Source organism: Pseudomonas sp. CFBP13509 (genome assembly GCF_005233485.1).
Lineage (GTDB): Bacteria > Pseudomonadota > Gammaproteobacteria > Pseudomonadales > Pseudomonadaceae > Aquipseudomonas > Aquipseudomonas marginalis.
This window is the reverse complement of record NZ_QGAA01000001.1, coordinates 1-14,353: the sequence shown is the minus strand read 5'-3', so window position 1 is coordinate 14,353 and position 14,353 is coordinate 1. Positions and strand designations below refer to the sequence as shown.

The following is a 14,353-nucleotide window of genomic DNA, read 5'->3' as shown; positions in this document are numbered from 1 at the left end:
GGAGTGATGGATCGCCTGTCGAGCATGAATGCCTTTGTGATAGCTGCTGAGTTGGGCTCGTACGCGCGGGCTGCCGAACGCTTGGGCATGTCGCCGCAGATGGTGGCCAAACATGTCACCGCGCTGGAGCAGCGCCTGGGCGCTCGCTTGCTTAACCGCACCACACGAAGGCAAAGCCTGACGGAGCTGGGGAGCGCGTACTACGAGCGTTGCAAACATATCCTGGTAGAAGCCGAGGCTGCCGATTCACTGGCGCAGATCATGAACGACACGCCGCGCGGCAAGCTGAAAATCACCGCGCCCGTCACCTTCGGATCCTACAGCCTGATGCCGTTGATTACCGGGTTCCTGCGCGACAACCCGGATGTGGAAATCGACCTGCACTTGACCGACCGTTTCGTGGACCTGGTGGAGGAGGGCTATGAAGCCGCTTTTCGTATCGGCCCCCTGGCGACCACCGGCCTGACAGCCAGGCCACTGGCACCTTACCGCCTGGTGGTCTGCGCGTCGCCGGAGTACCTGGCGGCACGCGGTACCCCGCAGGCCCCGGCGGACCTTGAACATCACGAATGTCTCGGCTACGCCTTCTGGTCGCGGCCGGCGGATCGCGAGTGGGTGTTCTACCAGGCTTCGACGCCTTATAAGGTGCAGGTTGCCAGTCGCTTGCAGATCAATGAAAGCAGGGCCTTGATGTCCGCCGCGCTGGATGGTTTTGGCATCGTGCTCGGTCCGGAAGACTTCTTGCGCCGGGCATTGGCCGGGGGCGAATTGGTGAGAGTGCTGCCGGACTTTGAAGCGCCGAGCCGGCCGATGCACCTTGTCTACACGGCGAACCGCCAGCGTACGGCCAAGTTGAGACGCTTTGTCGAAGCGGTGTTGGGACGCTTCGGTCACCCTTGATGCGTGCTGCTTCAGCAATCCGACAGACACAACCTGTTAAAAAAGTACCCAGGCCTGAGCAGGAGCACGGCTGAAACACGGGGGCATTTTTACCGGTGCAGGTGTTGGGCGATAACGCCCGAGGGGGTTGTATGTTGTTACGTTACGCGGCATTAGCGGCCGTTGTGGTCGCGGCGTCCGGGTGTGTGCAGGAGCGCGTGGTGCATGAGCGCCGGCCTGTACAGCGTGAATATGTCGAGGTGGTTGCGCCACAACCGCCGCCGACCCAGATCATCGAAGTCGAGCCTGCCGTACGTGAAGGTTACATATGGTCACGTGGTTACTGGCGCTGGGAAGGCGGGCGCTACGTTGCCGTACACGGCCATTGGGAGCCGGTGCGAGAAGGCTATCGTTATGTGCATCCGCATTGGGTGCAGCGCAATGATGGCTATCACTGGCAGGTGGGGGGCTGGGTTCGTTGAGCCCCGACTAGGAGGGTTTTTTTGTACCCAGGAGCCGTACTTCCCGCAGCAGCGCGGCACCGAGTTGATCGGTGCCCAGTTCCTTGTATCCCACGGCCTTGACCTCTCCGTTCTCTTCGGCCTGGATGATGATCACCGGTGTCTCTTTGCCGCTGGCTTCGTCGATGTGAAAAGCATATTGGGGAATATCCACCTTGATCGGCGTACCTGCGGCCTTGCCTTGCACATTGATCAGGAACGCTGCGCAGCCGGCGTCCACATCCACACTAGTGGCAGAACGCCCGCTGACGAAGCAGCTCTTTGGCAGGTCGGGCCAGATGATCTCGGCCAGGGCGAGGGACGGCGTCAGGGCCAGGGCAGCAAGAAGAAGCGTGCGCACGTGGGGCGTTCTCTCGTTCAGGGATTAGCGACTTTTACCAAAGCCTGCCCCTTGCCGCAATGTTGCCGCTCAGCCCAGACGCTTCATACCCGCTGCCTTGGCCGCACCGAGGTCAAAGGTAGCGGTGTATTCGCACCCGGCCGCGTGGGCGCAGCGCTCTATCAGGCAATCGGCAAAATCGGCGTTGTTGGCCGTGAACCGTCGAAGCGCCTGCCAGATGACCTCGGCATGTTCGACGGTCAATTCACGGGTGCGCAGCAGTGTTTCCAGAACGACGACAATGTCATTTTTGGCACATTGGTAGCAGCTCTGTAATACCCATACCAACTCCACCACGGACACCAGGCTGACAAACCCTGGCGAAAGCGTGGTGAGGGATTCGATCAATTCGCAGGCCTTGGGGGATTGAACGGGATCATCCTGGGTGACGTAGCGCACCAGTACATTGGTATCCAGTCCGATCATCCAGCCTTCGCTCCCTGTGCTGCGATGGTGCGGTTCATGTCGTCAATGGACACGACCCTTGCAGGCTTCCGGACCAGCCCCTTGAGGTCATGGACAGTCTTGCTCGCTGCAATGATGGAAAACTTGCCATCTTCCGTTTCGACGAACTCGACGCGGTCGCCTGTTTCCAGGCCAAGTGCGGTCCTGACTTGGACGGGGATGGTGATTTGCCCTTTTGAGGTAAGTGTGGCGGTCGCCATGGTAAAGATCTCCAACATGATGCTCCTTACCTTAGGGTAAGGAGTGGTGGAGGACAATATCCGTTGGTCCATAGGTCGCTCTTCAGGTGGAGGATGAGTCGGGGTCATGAAAACCTAGTCCGAACTCAGCCCTCCCGCACGCTTACTCATGCCGCAAAGAGATACAAACTATGACCGACCGCCAGTAAAGCCTGGCGGCTGTAAGCAAATTACCTGGCGAGCTCACTGCACTACGCGATAACACGGCACATACGCCGCGCCACCCGGCAACTTCATGCGATGCTGGGCAACGAACGCCTGCAACAGCTCATCCAGTGGCTTCATGATGGCCGGGTCGCCGTGGATCTCGTATGGGCCATGTTCTTCGATCAGGCGAATGCCCTTGTCCTTCACGTTACCCGCCACGATTCCCGAAAACGCACGGCGCAGGTTGGCTGCCAGTTCATGGGGCGGCAGTGCGTGGCTCAGTTGCAGGCTGGCCATGTTTTCGTGGGTCGGGTCGAACGGGCGCTGGAAGCCTTCGTCGATCTTCAGCAGCCAGTTGAAGTGAAACGCGTCGTTGCGCTCACGGCGGAACTGCTTCACCGCCTTGAGGCCGACAGTCATCTGGCGGGCCACTTCGGCCGGGTCGTCGATGATGATCTGGTAGTGCGCCTGCGCGGCTTCGCCGAGGGTGGCGCCGACGAAGGCATGCAATTGTTGCAGGTACGGCGCGGCTTGTTTCGGCCCGGTGAGAATGACCGGGAAGGGCACGTCGCGGTTGTCCGGGTGCATCAGGATGCCCAGCAGGTACAGGAACTCTTCGGCCGTACCGGCGCCGCCGGGGAAGATGATGATGCCGTGGCCCACGCGCACGAAGGCTTCAAGGCGTTTTTCGATGTCCGGCAGGATCACCAGTTCGTTGACGATCGGGTTCGGCGCTTCGGCGGCGATGATGCCCGGCTCGGTCAGGCCCAGGTAGCGCCCGCCGGTAATGCGTTGCTTGGCGTGGGAAATGGTCGCGCCCTTCATCGGGCCTTTCATCACGCCCGGGCCGCAACCGGTGCACACGTCGAGGCTGCGCAGGCCGAGTTCGTGGCCGACTTTCTTGGTGTATTTGTACTCTTCGGTGTTGATCGAGTGCCCGCCCCAGCACACCACGATCTTCGGTTCCACGCCCGGACGCAGGGTGCGGGCATTGCGCAGCAGGTGGAATACGTAGTCGGTGATGCCCTGGGAGTTGCTCAGGTCGATGCGCTGGCTGTCCAGCTCGTTCTCGGTGTAGACGATGTCCCGCAGGGCGCTGAACAGCATTTCGCGGGTGCTGGCAATCATTTCGCCATCGACGAAAGCATCGGCGGGGGCGTTCAACAGCTCCAGGCGCACGCCACGGTCCTGCTGGTGGATGCGCACTTCAAAGTTCTTGTAGGCGTCGAGGATGGTCTTGGCGTTATCGATATGGGCGCCGGTGTTGAGGATCGCCAGGGCGCACTGGCGAAACAGGGTGTAGATGCTGCCGGTACCGGCTTCGCTCAGTTGCTGGACTTCACGTTGGGACAGGGTTTCGAGGCTGCCCTTGGGGCTGACGGAGGCATTGATGACTTGGCGTTGGGGCATTCTGATTCCTTGAAAACGCAGCCACCGCACCTGTCGAGGTGCGATGACGTGAGAATGGTGGGCGCAGGTTAGGGCGCACGAGCCGGATATTTACCTCAGGCGCAGGGCCGAGCGCAAATACCGTCCAACACCATCATGCCGCAGAACTTACTCAATCAGCTTCCAGTTTTTGTAGAAAACCCGACGCAGGGTAAATACCAGCCCGGCAAAACCCGCGATGACGGCGTTAAGCACCGACGGCAGCGGCGTTGGCCGTACGATGTCGATAAACAGGCAGTAGCGCTTGGCGTCGTTCTTGTTGAAGGACGCATGCATCAGCGTGTCATCAAAGATAAACAGCGGGTCGTCGTGCCAGTAGTGCTTGTGCTTGCCGACCTGGATGTACACGCCATCGTGATGGGGCGCCGGTGCCATGTTGTAGAGCACGCGGAACATCATGCGCAGGGGGCCGAAGTGAAAGGACGTCGAGCGGTTCTCGTTGAACACCGACACGCCGATGGTTTTCACGAACGGCAGTTTTTTGCGCAGTTCAGGAATATCCAGGGTGGTTTCGATCGGTCGCCCGTACCACTGGAAAAACAACATGCCGCGCTTCTTCTCGGCCATGCGTTCATCCAGGTAGCCGATGATTTCATCCTTGTGGGCCATGGCGTCATCGAGCACCTGTTGCAGGTCTGTGCGCCAGGCGGGTGGCAGGTCGCCCATCGTGTAGACGTGACGGTTACGCGCGCTCAGCAGGTCGAAGAGGGTGTTGAACGGTGCCAGCAGCCAGGTATTGCGGCCACTGCCGATAAAGTATTTCTTGACGGTCGGCTTGTCATACAGGCCGTTACGCAGGAAGTCGTAAACGCCGCACACCAGTACCAGGCAGAGGAACACCAGCGTGGTTTCGGGGAACACATCGATAATCAGCAACACGCCGAGTACCCAGGCGACCGATACCGCTTTCTTACGCAAAGCAGACTTGTTCATGCAACTCAGCTCCAGAAGGACGCCATTCGACAGGTCCGGATCCGTGGCCGCGAGTGGTGGGGTTTTGAAACATAATGAAACATCTTCGTCATGATAAGGCGTCCAGCAGCGGATTGGCGTTTTAAATAGTGCAAAATTGTGAAGGCTCGACACAGTCTTTAAACCTGGTGGGCTCGTGTGGATTGGATTTTGTAAACAGAAGATTTGCGACTATCGTGACGCTTCGGTTTTTCGGACGTCATAGACCGGTACGATTGAAGTTGAATGGCCACCATTGGCCTTCGGCACCTTGGAAGAGGCAGAAATTTTATGATCATCAAACCGCGGGTTCGTGGCTTTATCTGTGTGACCGCTCACCCTGTTGGCTGTGAAGCGAACGTCAAGGAACAGATCGACTACGTAACTGAGCACGGCGCCATCAAAGACGGCCCGAAGAAGGTGCTGGTCCTTGGCGCTTCCACCGGCTACGGCCTGGCCGCGCGCATCAGTGCAGCGTTTGGCTGCGGCGCCGACACCCTGGGCGTGTTTTTTGAGAAAGAAGGCGAAGAAGGCAAGCTGAGCTCCGCCGGCTGGTACAACAGCGCTGCGTTCGAGAAGTTTGCCGTTGAAAAAGGCCTGTACGCCAAGAGCATCAACGGCGACGCGTTTTCCGACGAGATCAAGCGCCTGACCATCGAAACCATCAAGAAAGACCTGGGCAAGATCGACCTGGTCGTCTACAGCCTGGCCGCGCCACGGCGTACTGATCCAAAAACCGGTGAAGTCTACAACTCCACCCTCAAGCCAATCGGCAAGGCTGTGACCCTGCGCGGTATCAATACCGACAAAGGCGTTGTGGTCGACACTACCCTCGAGCCTGCAACCCAGGAAGAAATCGACGGCACCGTCAATGTCATGGGCGGCGCCGACTGGCAGCTGTGGATCGACGCCCTGCGTGATGCCGACGTACTGGCCGAAGGCGCCAAGACTACCGCGTTCACCTACCTCGGTGAGAAGCTGACCCAGGACATCTACTGGAACGGTTCCATCGGCGAAGCCAAGAAAGACCTGGACAAGAAAGTCCTGACCCTGCGCGACAACCTCGCTGCACTGAAGGGCGACGCCCGCGTATCGGTTCTCAAGGCGGTGGTCACCCAGGCCAGCTCCGCGATCCCGATCATGCCGCTGTACTTATCGTTGCTGTTCAAAGTGATGAAAGAGCAGGGCACCCACGAAGGCTGCATCGAGCAGGTCTACGGCCTGTTCAAGGACAGCCTGTACGGCAGCGAACCGAAGCTTGACGCCGACGGCCGCCTGCGCGCCGACCTGGCCGAATTGGAACCGAAGGTCCAGGACGCCGTGGCGGCACTGTGGAACCAGGTCACCGACGAGAACGTCGACGAGATCAGTGATTTCGCCGGCTACAAGGCTGAGTTCCTGCGCTTGTTCGGCTTTGAAATCGATGGTGTGGACTACGAGGCTGACGTGAACCCGACCGTGAAGATCAAGGGTCTGGTCCAAGCCTAAACGCGGTTAAAAATGTGGGAGGAGGCGTGTCCCCCTCCCATATTTGTTTTTTTGGTTTTTCAGATCCGTCTTACGCTCCGGCGCGCACCTCCCTCCTTGTAAATCTGCCAGACTCCCTCAGCTCTCAAACCATGCTAACGGAGGATCTGATGACGATTCGTGCAGTCGTTTTTGATTTCGGCGGTGTTCTCTTCGATTGGAACCCGCAGCACCTCTATCGCAAACTGATTGCCGACGATCAAGAGCGGCAATGGTTCCTCGATAACATCTGTACCCAGGCCTGGAACACCGAGCAGGATGCGGGGCGGCCGCTGGCCGAAGCCACACAGATCCTGATCGATCAATACCCCGAGCATGAACCCTTGATCACGGCCTATTACGGCCGCTGGCACGAAATGCTGCGTGGCCCGTTGCCCGAAGGCGTGGCGATTCTCAACGCGCTGCATCAGGCCAACATGCCACTGTTCGGGCTCACAAACTGGTCGGCCGAGACCTTTCCCTATGCGCTCGCCAATTACCCCTTCCTTCGGAAATTTCGCAACATCGTGGTGTCTGGCGAGTTGAAGCTGATCAAGCCCGACGCGGCGATCTACCACGCCAGTCTCAGCCAGGTACGGGTGTACCTGCCGGATATCCAGCCGGGGGAGGTGGTGTTTATCGATGATGTCGCCGGCAATATCGAAGCGGCCGTCGCCCTCGGCTGGCAAGGCATTCACCACGTGTCTGCCGAGCAGACGGCGGCGCGATTGCGCGAGTTGGGCGTGGGCTTCTAGCGCGCCCACTTTTCCATGGCGAAGTCCACAAAGGCGCGCAGCTTCGGCAAGCGATAACGGTCCTGGCCGTACAGCAAATGCATGGGCCGGCTGGGCAGTTGATAGGTGGTCAGCAAGGCCACCAGCTTGCCGGTTTGCAGGTCGGGCTGCACCAGGGCATCCGGCAGCATGACGATCCCCATGCCTTGCACGGCGGCCTGGCGCAAGGCCTGGGAGCTATTGATGGTCAGCGAGCCGGACACCGGGATTTCCACTTCGCCTACTGCGCCGGTCATGCGCCACAGCTTGTCGGCGTTGCGCCAGTCATCGGTGGAAGGGTAGGCGAATGCCAGGCAGTCGTGCTGTTGCAGGTCCTCGGGTGTCTGGGGTGTACCACGTCGGGCCAGGTAGTCCGGTGAGGCGCACAGGGTGATGGTGTAGTCCTGCATTGGTCGGGCGATCAGGCTTGAGGGTTCCAGCTCGCCCAAGCGGATAGCCACGTCAAAGCCGCTGTCGACCATGTCCATGCGCTGGTTGCTGAGCACCACGTACAGCTTGATCAGCGGGTAGCGTTGGGAAAACTCGCTCAAGGCCGGCGCCAGGCGTTCAGTGCCGAACGCCGGTGGCGCGGTGATGCGCAGGGTACCTTTGGGGATGTCGCCGTGGGCCTGTTCGGCCCATTGCTCGGAGTCTGCCACCAGCCCGAGTACTTCCAGGCAACGCTGGTAATACTGGCCGCCGAACTCCGTGAGGCTCTGTTTGCGGGTGGTGCGCTTGAGCAGGCTGACGCCCAGGCGTTGTTCGAGGGCGCGCAGGTGGTTGCCGACCATGGTGGTCGACATCCCGCAGGCGTGGGCGGCGGCGGTCATGCTGCCGCTCTCCACCACTTTCACGTACACCGACATCGCTTGGAACAGGTCCATTATCAAGTCCTGGTTTAAAGTCATTGCAGGATGGCGCAGTTTATCCAGCTGGGATGGCTAACGATACTGTTGCTATCTCAACGATGCACTGGAGTCCGCCACCATGACCGCCGCCTGCCTGATGACCACCTATCAACCCCTGGCCCTGAGCTTCACCCGTGGCCTCGGCACGCGCCTGTGGGACCAGCAGGGGCGCGAATACCTGGACGCAGTGGCGGGTGTGGCGGTGACTAACGTCGGGCATTCCCACCCGAAACTGGTGACGGCCATCAGCGAGCAGGCCGGCCTGTTGTTGCACACCTCCAACCTCTACAGCATCGACTGGCAACAACGTCTGGCCCAGCGCCTGACGCGGCTGTCCGGCCTGGACCGTGCCTTCTTCAATAATTCCGGCGCCGAAGCCAACGAGACGGCGCTGAAACTGGCGCGGTTGCATGGCTGGAAAAAAGGCATCGAAGAGCCCTTGGTGGTGGTGATGGAGAATGCCTTTCATGGTCGTACGCTGGGTACCATGGCGGCCAGCGATGGCCCCTCGGTGCGCTTGGGTTTCCAACGTTTGCCGGGGGATTTTCTCAAGGTCAGGTTTGGTGATCTGGCGGCGATCGAGGCAATCACCCAGACGTTTGGCACACGTATCGCGGCGGTCTTGTTGGAGCCCATCCAGGGCGAAAGTGGTGTACTGCCAGCGCCGCCGGGTTACCTGCAAGCCCTGCGTGACCACTGCACACGGCACGGCTGGCTGATGATGCTCGACGAAATCCAGACCGGCATCGGCCGCACCGGCGCCTGGTTTGCCTTCCAGCATGAAGGCATTGTCCCGGATGTGATGACCCTGGCCAAAGGCCTCGGCAATGGCGTGCCCATCGGTGCCTGCCTGGCCAGGGCAGCGGTAGCCGCGCTTTTCACGCCGGGCAGTCATGGCAGCACCTTTGGCGGCAACCCGCTGGCGTGCCGGGTGGGCTGCACGGTGTTGGACATTATCGAAGAGCAAGGCTTGTTGCAGAACGCTGCACAACAGGGCGAGCGCTTGCTGGCGCGGTTACGCATGGAATTGGAAGAACATCCGCAGGTGCTGGCGATTCGGGGGCAGGGCCTGATGATCGGTGTTGAGCTGGCCAGCCCCTATCGCGACCTGGCCCAGCGTGCTGCCCAAGAGCATGGGCTGCTGATCAACGTGACGCGGGGCAAGGTCATTCGCCTGCTGCCGCCGTTGACCCTGGATGCCAAGGAGGTGGAGATGATCGTGCGGGCCCTCAGTCGGCTATTGAACTAGATTCCTGACCGCAGCTGTCGAGCCTCGGGCTTGAATCGGCAGTGCGTCTGACGCAGCCTCGCTAGGGCTCGACAGCTGCTACGGCAGGACCGTTGAGCCACTCCTGGTTCATGGTTTCGGTATCCCCCAGGTATTCCAGCAACCACGCCATGGCCGGGGACAGTTTGCTCTGTGCCCAGGCCACGCACGATGGGCTGGCCGGGAAGGGGCGCGTCAGTTGCAGCGCCACCAATTCACCGCGTTCGATCCACGGCAATACCTGATGCGCCGGTGCCATGCCGACGCACAGGCCATCGCGCAGGCAATCGATGGCAGAGGCCCAGTTGGGGACTACCAACCGGCGTTGGTTATCCAGGGTCCAGGTGTCGCGCTTGGGCAGGTTGCGCGAGGTGTCGGTCATGCACAGCGAGGCGAAGGGGCGCAGTTGGTCGTCATTGAGCAACCCTTCCATGGCCGCCAACGGGTGCCGTGCGCTGACCACGCACAGCCAATTCAATAAGCCCATATCGCGAAAGGTGAAGTGACTGGCCACTGGCACGGCGCTGGTGGCACCGATGACAATATCGGTGCGCTCATCCGCCAGGGCATCCCACACACCGTTGTACACCTCGTATTCCAGCAGCAATTCCACCTCGGGAAACTGTCGATAGAAATCCAGCACCAACTGTCGGCAGCGCTGGGGTTTGACGATGGAATCCACGGCCACCTTCAACTGGCCACTCCAGCCATTGGCCACCTGCTGGCACAGGCGCCGTGTGCCGAGCATTTTTTTCATTACCCCGCGGGCCTCGTCGATAAACAGACGGCCGGCGGGTGTCAGCTCCACATCACGATGCCGGCGCACAAACAACGGCACCGCCAGCCACTCTTCAAGTTGACGTACGGTATAACTGATGGCTGACGGCACGCGGTGCAATTCCTGGGCGGCGGCGCTGAAGCTGCCATGGCGCGCTACCGCATCGACGACATCCAGGGAGTATTCGGACCACATGAGGGTTGCCTTCAAAATTATTGATAACAGCCGCCAATTATTATCGCTTCACAGCAAAACTGTCAGCTTCATAATGGGCGGCAGTCAGCAAATAGTTTGATGGCAGGATTAACAAGGTTTCAATGAAAAATTCTTTTGGTTTCACCTGGTATCTGGCGGGGCTGAGCATGCTCGGTTACCTCGCCATGGACATGTATTTGCCGGCGTTCGGCGCCATGGGCGAGCAGTTGCAGATTGGTGCGGGCGCGGTGGGCGCCAGCCTGAGTATCTTCCTCGCGGGTTTTGCCGTGGGGCAGTTGCTGTGGGGGCCGTTGTCCGACCGCCTGGGGCGCAAGCCGATCCTGCTCGCGGGCTTGAGCCTGTTTGTGGTGGGTTGCGCGGGGATGTTTTGGGTCGAGACCGCGCCGCAGTTGCTGGCCTTGCGCTTTATGCAGGCGATTGGCGTGTGTTCCGCAGCCGTGAGCTGGCAGGCGCTGGTGATCGACCGCTACCCGGCCGACAAGGCCCACCGCGTGTTCGCCAGCATCATGCCGTTGATGTCGTTGTCACCGGCGCTGGCGCCGCTGCTGGGTGCGATGGTGCTGAACCACTTCGGTTGGCAAGCCATCTTTGGCGTATTGCTGGGGGTGTCGTTGCTGTTGTTGCTGCCGACGTTGTTCCTGCGCTCCGTGTCGAAACCTCAGACGCGGGAAGACGAACCTTCGCGCCTTGGCTATTGGCAGTTGCTCACCTCCCGGGTGTTTACCGGCAATGTGATGATCTTCGCCGCCTGCTCGGCCAGTTTCTTCGCCTGGCTGACCGCTTCACCCTTCATCCTCGGCGACATGGGCTATAGCCCGAATGACATCGGCCTGAGCTACGTGCTGCCGACATTGGCGTTTCTGGTGGGTGGCTACAGTTGCCGTAGCGCTTTGCAGCGTTTCCAGGGCAAGACGCTGTTGCCGTGGTTGCTGCTGGCCTATTGCATCAGCATGGTGGCGCTGTACCTGGTCGCCACCTTGACCGTGCCGACGCTCACCACCTTGCTGATTCCGTTCTGCCTGATGGCGCTGGTCAACGGCGCCAGCTACCCGATCGTGGTGGCGAATGCGCTGATGCCGTTTGCAGAACATTCCGGCAAGGCGGCGGCACTGCAAAACACCCTGCAATTGGGCCTGTGCTTTCTCAGCAGCCTGTTGGTGTCATCGATGATCGAGCAACCGTTGCTGATCACGACGATCGTGATGCTGGCGACCGCGCCCTTGGCCGTCTTGGGCTATTGGCTGGCGCGGCCGAAAGCAGACAAGTCGGAACTGGCCGCCGCCTAGAACGTCACTTCCATGTTCACCGTCGGCGTTGACGTACGGCTGCCCCGGCCGCCGTCCACGCCGAACTTGTTGTGCCAGTACTCGTAACCCACCCCGAGGTACAGGTTCGGCTTCACGCTCTTGCCCGGTCGCACCGCGACCATCAGCGCGCTGCGCATCAGGGTTTCCGGTGCCGTGTCACGGCCATGGTAGTCCGCGCCTTTTTCCCCGACGTAGTTCACAAAGCCCTGGAATTTCGCCGCATGGTTGGCGATCTCGAAAGGGCGCATCCACGTCAGGTTGAGCATGTAGGTGTCGTCAAACGTGTGGTTCGACTCCCGTGCACCGGGGATGCCGGTGTGGTTGCGCTCCTTGTAGTACAGAAGGCTCAGGTCCAGCACGCCCACGGTGTTGAACTTCAATGTCGGGCCGAGCACCAGTGCGCGTTTTTTCGCCGACGCGACGTTGTTGTTGCGGTTGGCATCAAAGCCCAGGGTCAGCGCGTAATCCTTGATCAGCCCGGTGCCCAGTGGCACATCCAGCACCCGTGACGCATACAACTGATGCCGGTACACCGCGTACACCTCGCTGCCACCGTGGTCGGTGCCCTTGCGCGGGTCGCGGCTGTCGGACAGGAACACGTCCAGGTTCAGGAAGTTGCTGCCATACCGGTAGCCGCTGGCGTGGGTAACGCTGTAGATGCGTTTGCTGAATTCGTCGGGGTTATTCGGATTGGTGAATTGCTGGCCGTAGCGAAAACCTACGCTGTTGTTCATCCATTCCACCGCGACGGCCTCCCCGCCGCCGAGGAGAGTGAGTGCAACGGTGGCTCCCTGTAATGCCTTTTTCATTGTTCTAGTGTCCTTTTGGCGTTCTGGCTCATCACGGCCAGATTGTTTTTGTAACGCCGATGGAGGGTATCTTGTTCGATTGATTGTATACAACTCTATGGACATCTAGTCTAAACATTGCATACAGTGTCACCACAACAAAAACAGAGAACCCCTCACCATGACTATCCCGAAGGCGTCACCGCAGCGGCCGGAAGATGAGAATCTAGGCGTCGCCGCCAACATGGCTTACGGCCTGCAGCATGTGCTCACCATGTACGGCGGCATCGTCGCGGTACCGTTGATCGTGGGCCAGGCGGCCGGGTTGTCACCGGCGGATATCGGCCTGTTGATCGCCGCGTCGCTGTTTGCCGGTGGCCTTGCCACCCTGTTGCAAACCCTTGGCCTGCCGTTCTTTGGCTGTCAGTTGCCGCTGGTGCAGGGCGTGTCGTTTGCCGGTGTGGCAACCATGGTGGCGATTGTCGGCAGCGATGGCGCCGGCGGGGTACCGGCGATTCTCGGCGCGGTGATGGCCGCGTCGTTTATCGGGCTGTTGATCACCCCGGTGTTCTCGCGGATCACCCAGTTCTTCCCGCCGTTGGTGACCGGTATTGTGATCACCACCATCGGCCTGACCCTGATGCCCGTGGCGGCGCGCTGGGCCATGGGCGGTAACAGCCGCGCGGCGGATTTCGGCAGCATGCCCAATATCGGCCTGGCGGCGTTGACCCTGGTGCTGGTGCTGCTATTGAGCAAGATCGGCAGCGCGACCATCTCGCGCCTGTCGATCCTGCTGGCGATGGTGATCGGCACGGTGATCGCGGTGTTCCTCGGCATGGCGGATTTTTCCGGGGTCAGCCAGGGGCCCATGTTCGGTTTCCCTGCGCCGTTCCATTTCGGTATGCCGACCTTTCACATCGCGGCGATCATTTCCATGTGCATCGTGGTGATGGTGACACTGGTGGAAACCTCGGCCGACATCCTGGCGGTGGGGGAAATCATCGATACCAAGGTCGACTCCAAGCGCCTGGGTAACGGCCTGCGCGCCGATATGCTGTCGAGCATGTTCGCGCCGATCTTCGGTTCGTTCACCCAGAGTGCCTTCGCCCAGAACGTTGGCCTGGTGGCGGTGACCGGAGTGAAGAGTCGTTTTGTGGTGGCAACCGGCGGCTTGTTCCTGGTAATCCTCGGATTGCTGCCATTTATGGGGCGGGTGATCGCGGCGGTGCCGACCTCGGTACTGGGCGGTGCCGGGATTGTGCTGTTCGGTACCGTGGCGGCCAGTGGTATTCGCACCTTGTCCAAGGTGGATTACCGCAACAACATGAACCTGATCATCGTCGCCACGTCCATCGGGTTTGGCATGATCCCGATTGCCGCACCCAGTTTCTACGACCAGTTCCCCAGCTGGTTCGCGACCATTTTCCATTCGGGTATCAGTTCGTCGGCGATCATGGCGATCCTGCTGAACCTGGCGTTCAACCATTTCACCGTAGGCAATTCGGACCAGCAGTCGGTGTTTGTAGCGGGGACTGAGCGCAGTTTGTGTTTCCACGACGTAGCGGCGTTGCGTGATGGGGACTATTTCAGGGGTGGCAAGTTATTTGATGCCGAGGGCAAGGAAATTCCATTGGTGGCGCAGGAGCCAAGGAAAGCCGCACACGCTGAAACCACAGAGGTCTGAAAATGTGGGAGGGGCGGTGCGACGATTCGACTTGCTCCCGATAGCAGAGTGTCAGCCACTGTATTTGTGACTGACCCACCGCTATCGGGAGCAAGT

Annotated in this window: 15 protein-coding genes; 7 read left to right on the top strand and 8 right to left on the bottom strand. The window is 60.1% G+C overall.

Features of this window, described 5'->3' with window-relative positions; translation table 11 throughout:
- The first annotated feature begins 24 nt into the window (after nucleotides 1-24).
- On the top strand, nucleotides 25-900 hold the full coding sequence (locus PspCFBP13509_RS00075) for a LysR family transcriptional regulator (RefSeq protein ID WP_137211561.1): 876 nt from the start codon (nucleotides 25-27) through the stop codon (nucleotides 898-900).
- A 131-nt stretch (nucleotides 901-1,031) separates the two neighbouring features.
- Nucleotides 1,032-1,361: a YXWGXW repeat-containing protein gene (locus tag PspCFBP13509_RS00070; protein ID WP_065928138.1), complete on the top strand. Its 330-nt coding sequence runs from the start codon at nucleotides 1,032-1,034 to the stop codon at nucleotides 1,359-1,361.
- A gap of 7 nt (nucleotides 1,362-1,368) precedes the next feature.
- Here PspCFBP13509_RS00070 and PspCFBP13509_RS00065 read toward each other — a convergent pair whose 3' ends face one another.
- The 5 genes from PspCFBP13509_RS00065 to PspCFBP13509_RS00045 form a co-directional block, all read right to left on the bottom strand.
- Nucleotides 1,369-1,740, bottom strand: a complete 372-nt coding sequence (locus tag PspCFBP13509_RS00065) for a hypothetical protein (protein WP_065928137.1) — start codon at nucleotides 1,738-1,740, stop codon at nucleotides 1,369-1,371.
- Nucleotides 1,741-1,809: 69 nt separating this feature from the next.
- Nucleotides 1,810-2,205, bottom strand: coding sequence for a PIN domain-containing protein (locus PspCFBP13509_RS00060; RefSeq protein ID WP_053132385.1), 396 nt, complete (start codon nucleotides 2,203-2,205; stop codon nucleotides 1,810-1,812).
- Nucleotides 2,202-2,459, bottom strand: coding sequence for an AbrB/MazE/SpoVT family DNA-binding domain-containing protein (locus PspCFBP13509_RS00055; protein ID WP_137211560.1), 258 nt, complete (start codon nucleotides 2,457-2,459; stop codon nucleotides 2,202-2,204). Before PspCFBP13509_RS00055 ends, PspCFBP13509_RS00060 begins: the two co-directional genes overlap by 4 nt.
- Before the next feature lie 207 nt (nucleotides 2,460-2,666).
- Entirely contained in the window at nucleotides 2,667-4,040 is a 1,374-nt protein-coding gene (gene ppnN, locus PspCFBP13509_RS00050) for a nucleotide 5'-monophosphate nucleosidase PpnN (RefSeq protein WP_065928136.1), read from the bottom strand.
- A gap of 147 nt (nucleotides 4,041-4,187) precedes the next feature.
- Nucleotides 4,188-5,012, bottom strand: a complete 825-nt coding sequence (locus PspCFBP13509_RS00045; RefSeq protein ID WP_027604202.1) for an aspartyl/asparaginyl beta-hydroxylase domain-containing protein — start codon at nucleotides 5,010-5,012, stop codon at nucleotides 4,188-4,190.
- Between the two features lie 309 nt (nucleotides 5,013-5,321).
- On the opposite strand from PspCFBP13509_RS00045, the gene fabV reads away from it, so the two are divergent.
- On the top strand, nucleotides 5,322-6,518 hold the full coding sequence (gene fabV, locus PspCFBP13509_RS00040) for an enoyl-ACP reductase FabV (RefSeq protein ID WP_065928135.1): 1,197 nt from the start codon (nucleotides 5,322-5,324) through the stop codon (nucleotides 6,516-6,518).
- Between the two features lie 149 nt (nucleotides 6,519-6,667).
- Nucleotides 6,668-7,291 (top strand): HAD family hydrolase, encoded by a 624-nt coding sequence (locus PspCFBP13509_RS00035; protein ID WP_065928134.1) that lies wholly within the window; start codon nucleotides 6,668-6,670, stop codon nucleotides 7,289-7,291.
- On the opposite strand, the gene PspCFBP13509_RS00030 is transcribed toward PspCFBP13509_RS00035, so the two are convergent.
- Nucleotides 7,288-8,193: a LysR family transcriptional regulator gene (locus PspCFBP13509_RS00030; RefSeq protein ID WP_137211411.1), complete on the bottom strand. Its 906-nt coding sequence runs from the start codon at nucleotides 8,191-8,193 to the stop codon at nucleotides 7,288-7,290. The two genes, PspCFBP13509_RS00035 and PspCFBP13509_RS00030, sit on opposite strands and share 4 nt — an antisense overlap.
- A gap of 103 nt (nucleotides 8,194-8,296) precedes the next feature.
- On the opposite strand from PspCFBP13509_RS00030, the gene PspCFBP13509_RS00025 reads away from it, so the two are divergent.
- Nucleotides 8,297-9,466, top strand: coding sequence for an aspartate aminotransferase family protein (locus tag PspCFBP13509_RS00025; RefSeq protein ID WP_137211410.1), 1,170 nt, complete (start codon nucleotides 8,297-8,299; stop codon nucleotides 9,464-9,466).
- Nucleotides 9,467-9,527: 61 nt separating this feature from the next.
- Here PspCFBP13509_RS00025 and punR read toward each other — a convergent pair whose 3' ends face one another.
- A complete protein-coding gene (gene punR / locus PspCFBP13509_RS00020) occupies nucleotides 9,528-10,457 on the bottom strand; it encodes a DNA-binding transcriptional activator PunR (RefSeq protein ID WP_074844525.1) in 930 nt (309 codons plus the stop codon).
- Nucleotides 10,458-10,579: 122 nt separating this feature from the next.
- Between punR and punC the strand changes: the two genes are divergently transcribed.
- Nucleotides 10,580-11,764, top strand: coding sequence for a purine nucleoside transporter PunC (punC, locus tag PspCFBP13509_RS00015; protein WP_137211409.1), 1,185 nt, complete (start codon nucleotides 10,580-10,582; stop codon nucleotides 11,762-11,764).
- Here the strand turns inward: punC and PspCFBP13509_RS00010 are convergent.
- A complete protein-coding gene (locus PspCFBP13509_RS00010; protein WP_065928129.1) occupies nucleotides 11,761-12,594 on the bottom strand; it encodes a nucleoside-binding protein in 834 nt (277 codons plus the stop codon). The two genes, punC and PspCFBP13509_RS00010, sit on opposite strands and share 4 nt — an antisense overlap.
- A 160-nt stretch (nucleotides 12,595-12,754) precedes the next feature.
- Here PspCFBP13509_RS00010 and PspCFBP13509_RS00005 point away from each other — a divergent pair, with 160 nt between their 5' ends.
- The gene (locus tag PspCFBP13509_RS00005; protein WP_074844531.1) at nucleotides 12,755-14,257 is read left to right on the top strand and encodes a nucleobase:cation symporter-2 family protein; all 1,503 of its coding nucleotides are present in this window, start codon (nucleotides 12,755-12,757) and stop codon (nucleotides 14,255-14,257) included.
- The last annotated feature ends 96 nt before the right edge of the window (nucleotides 14,258-14,353 follow it).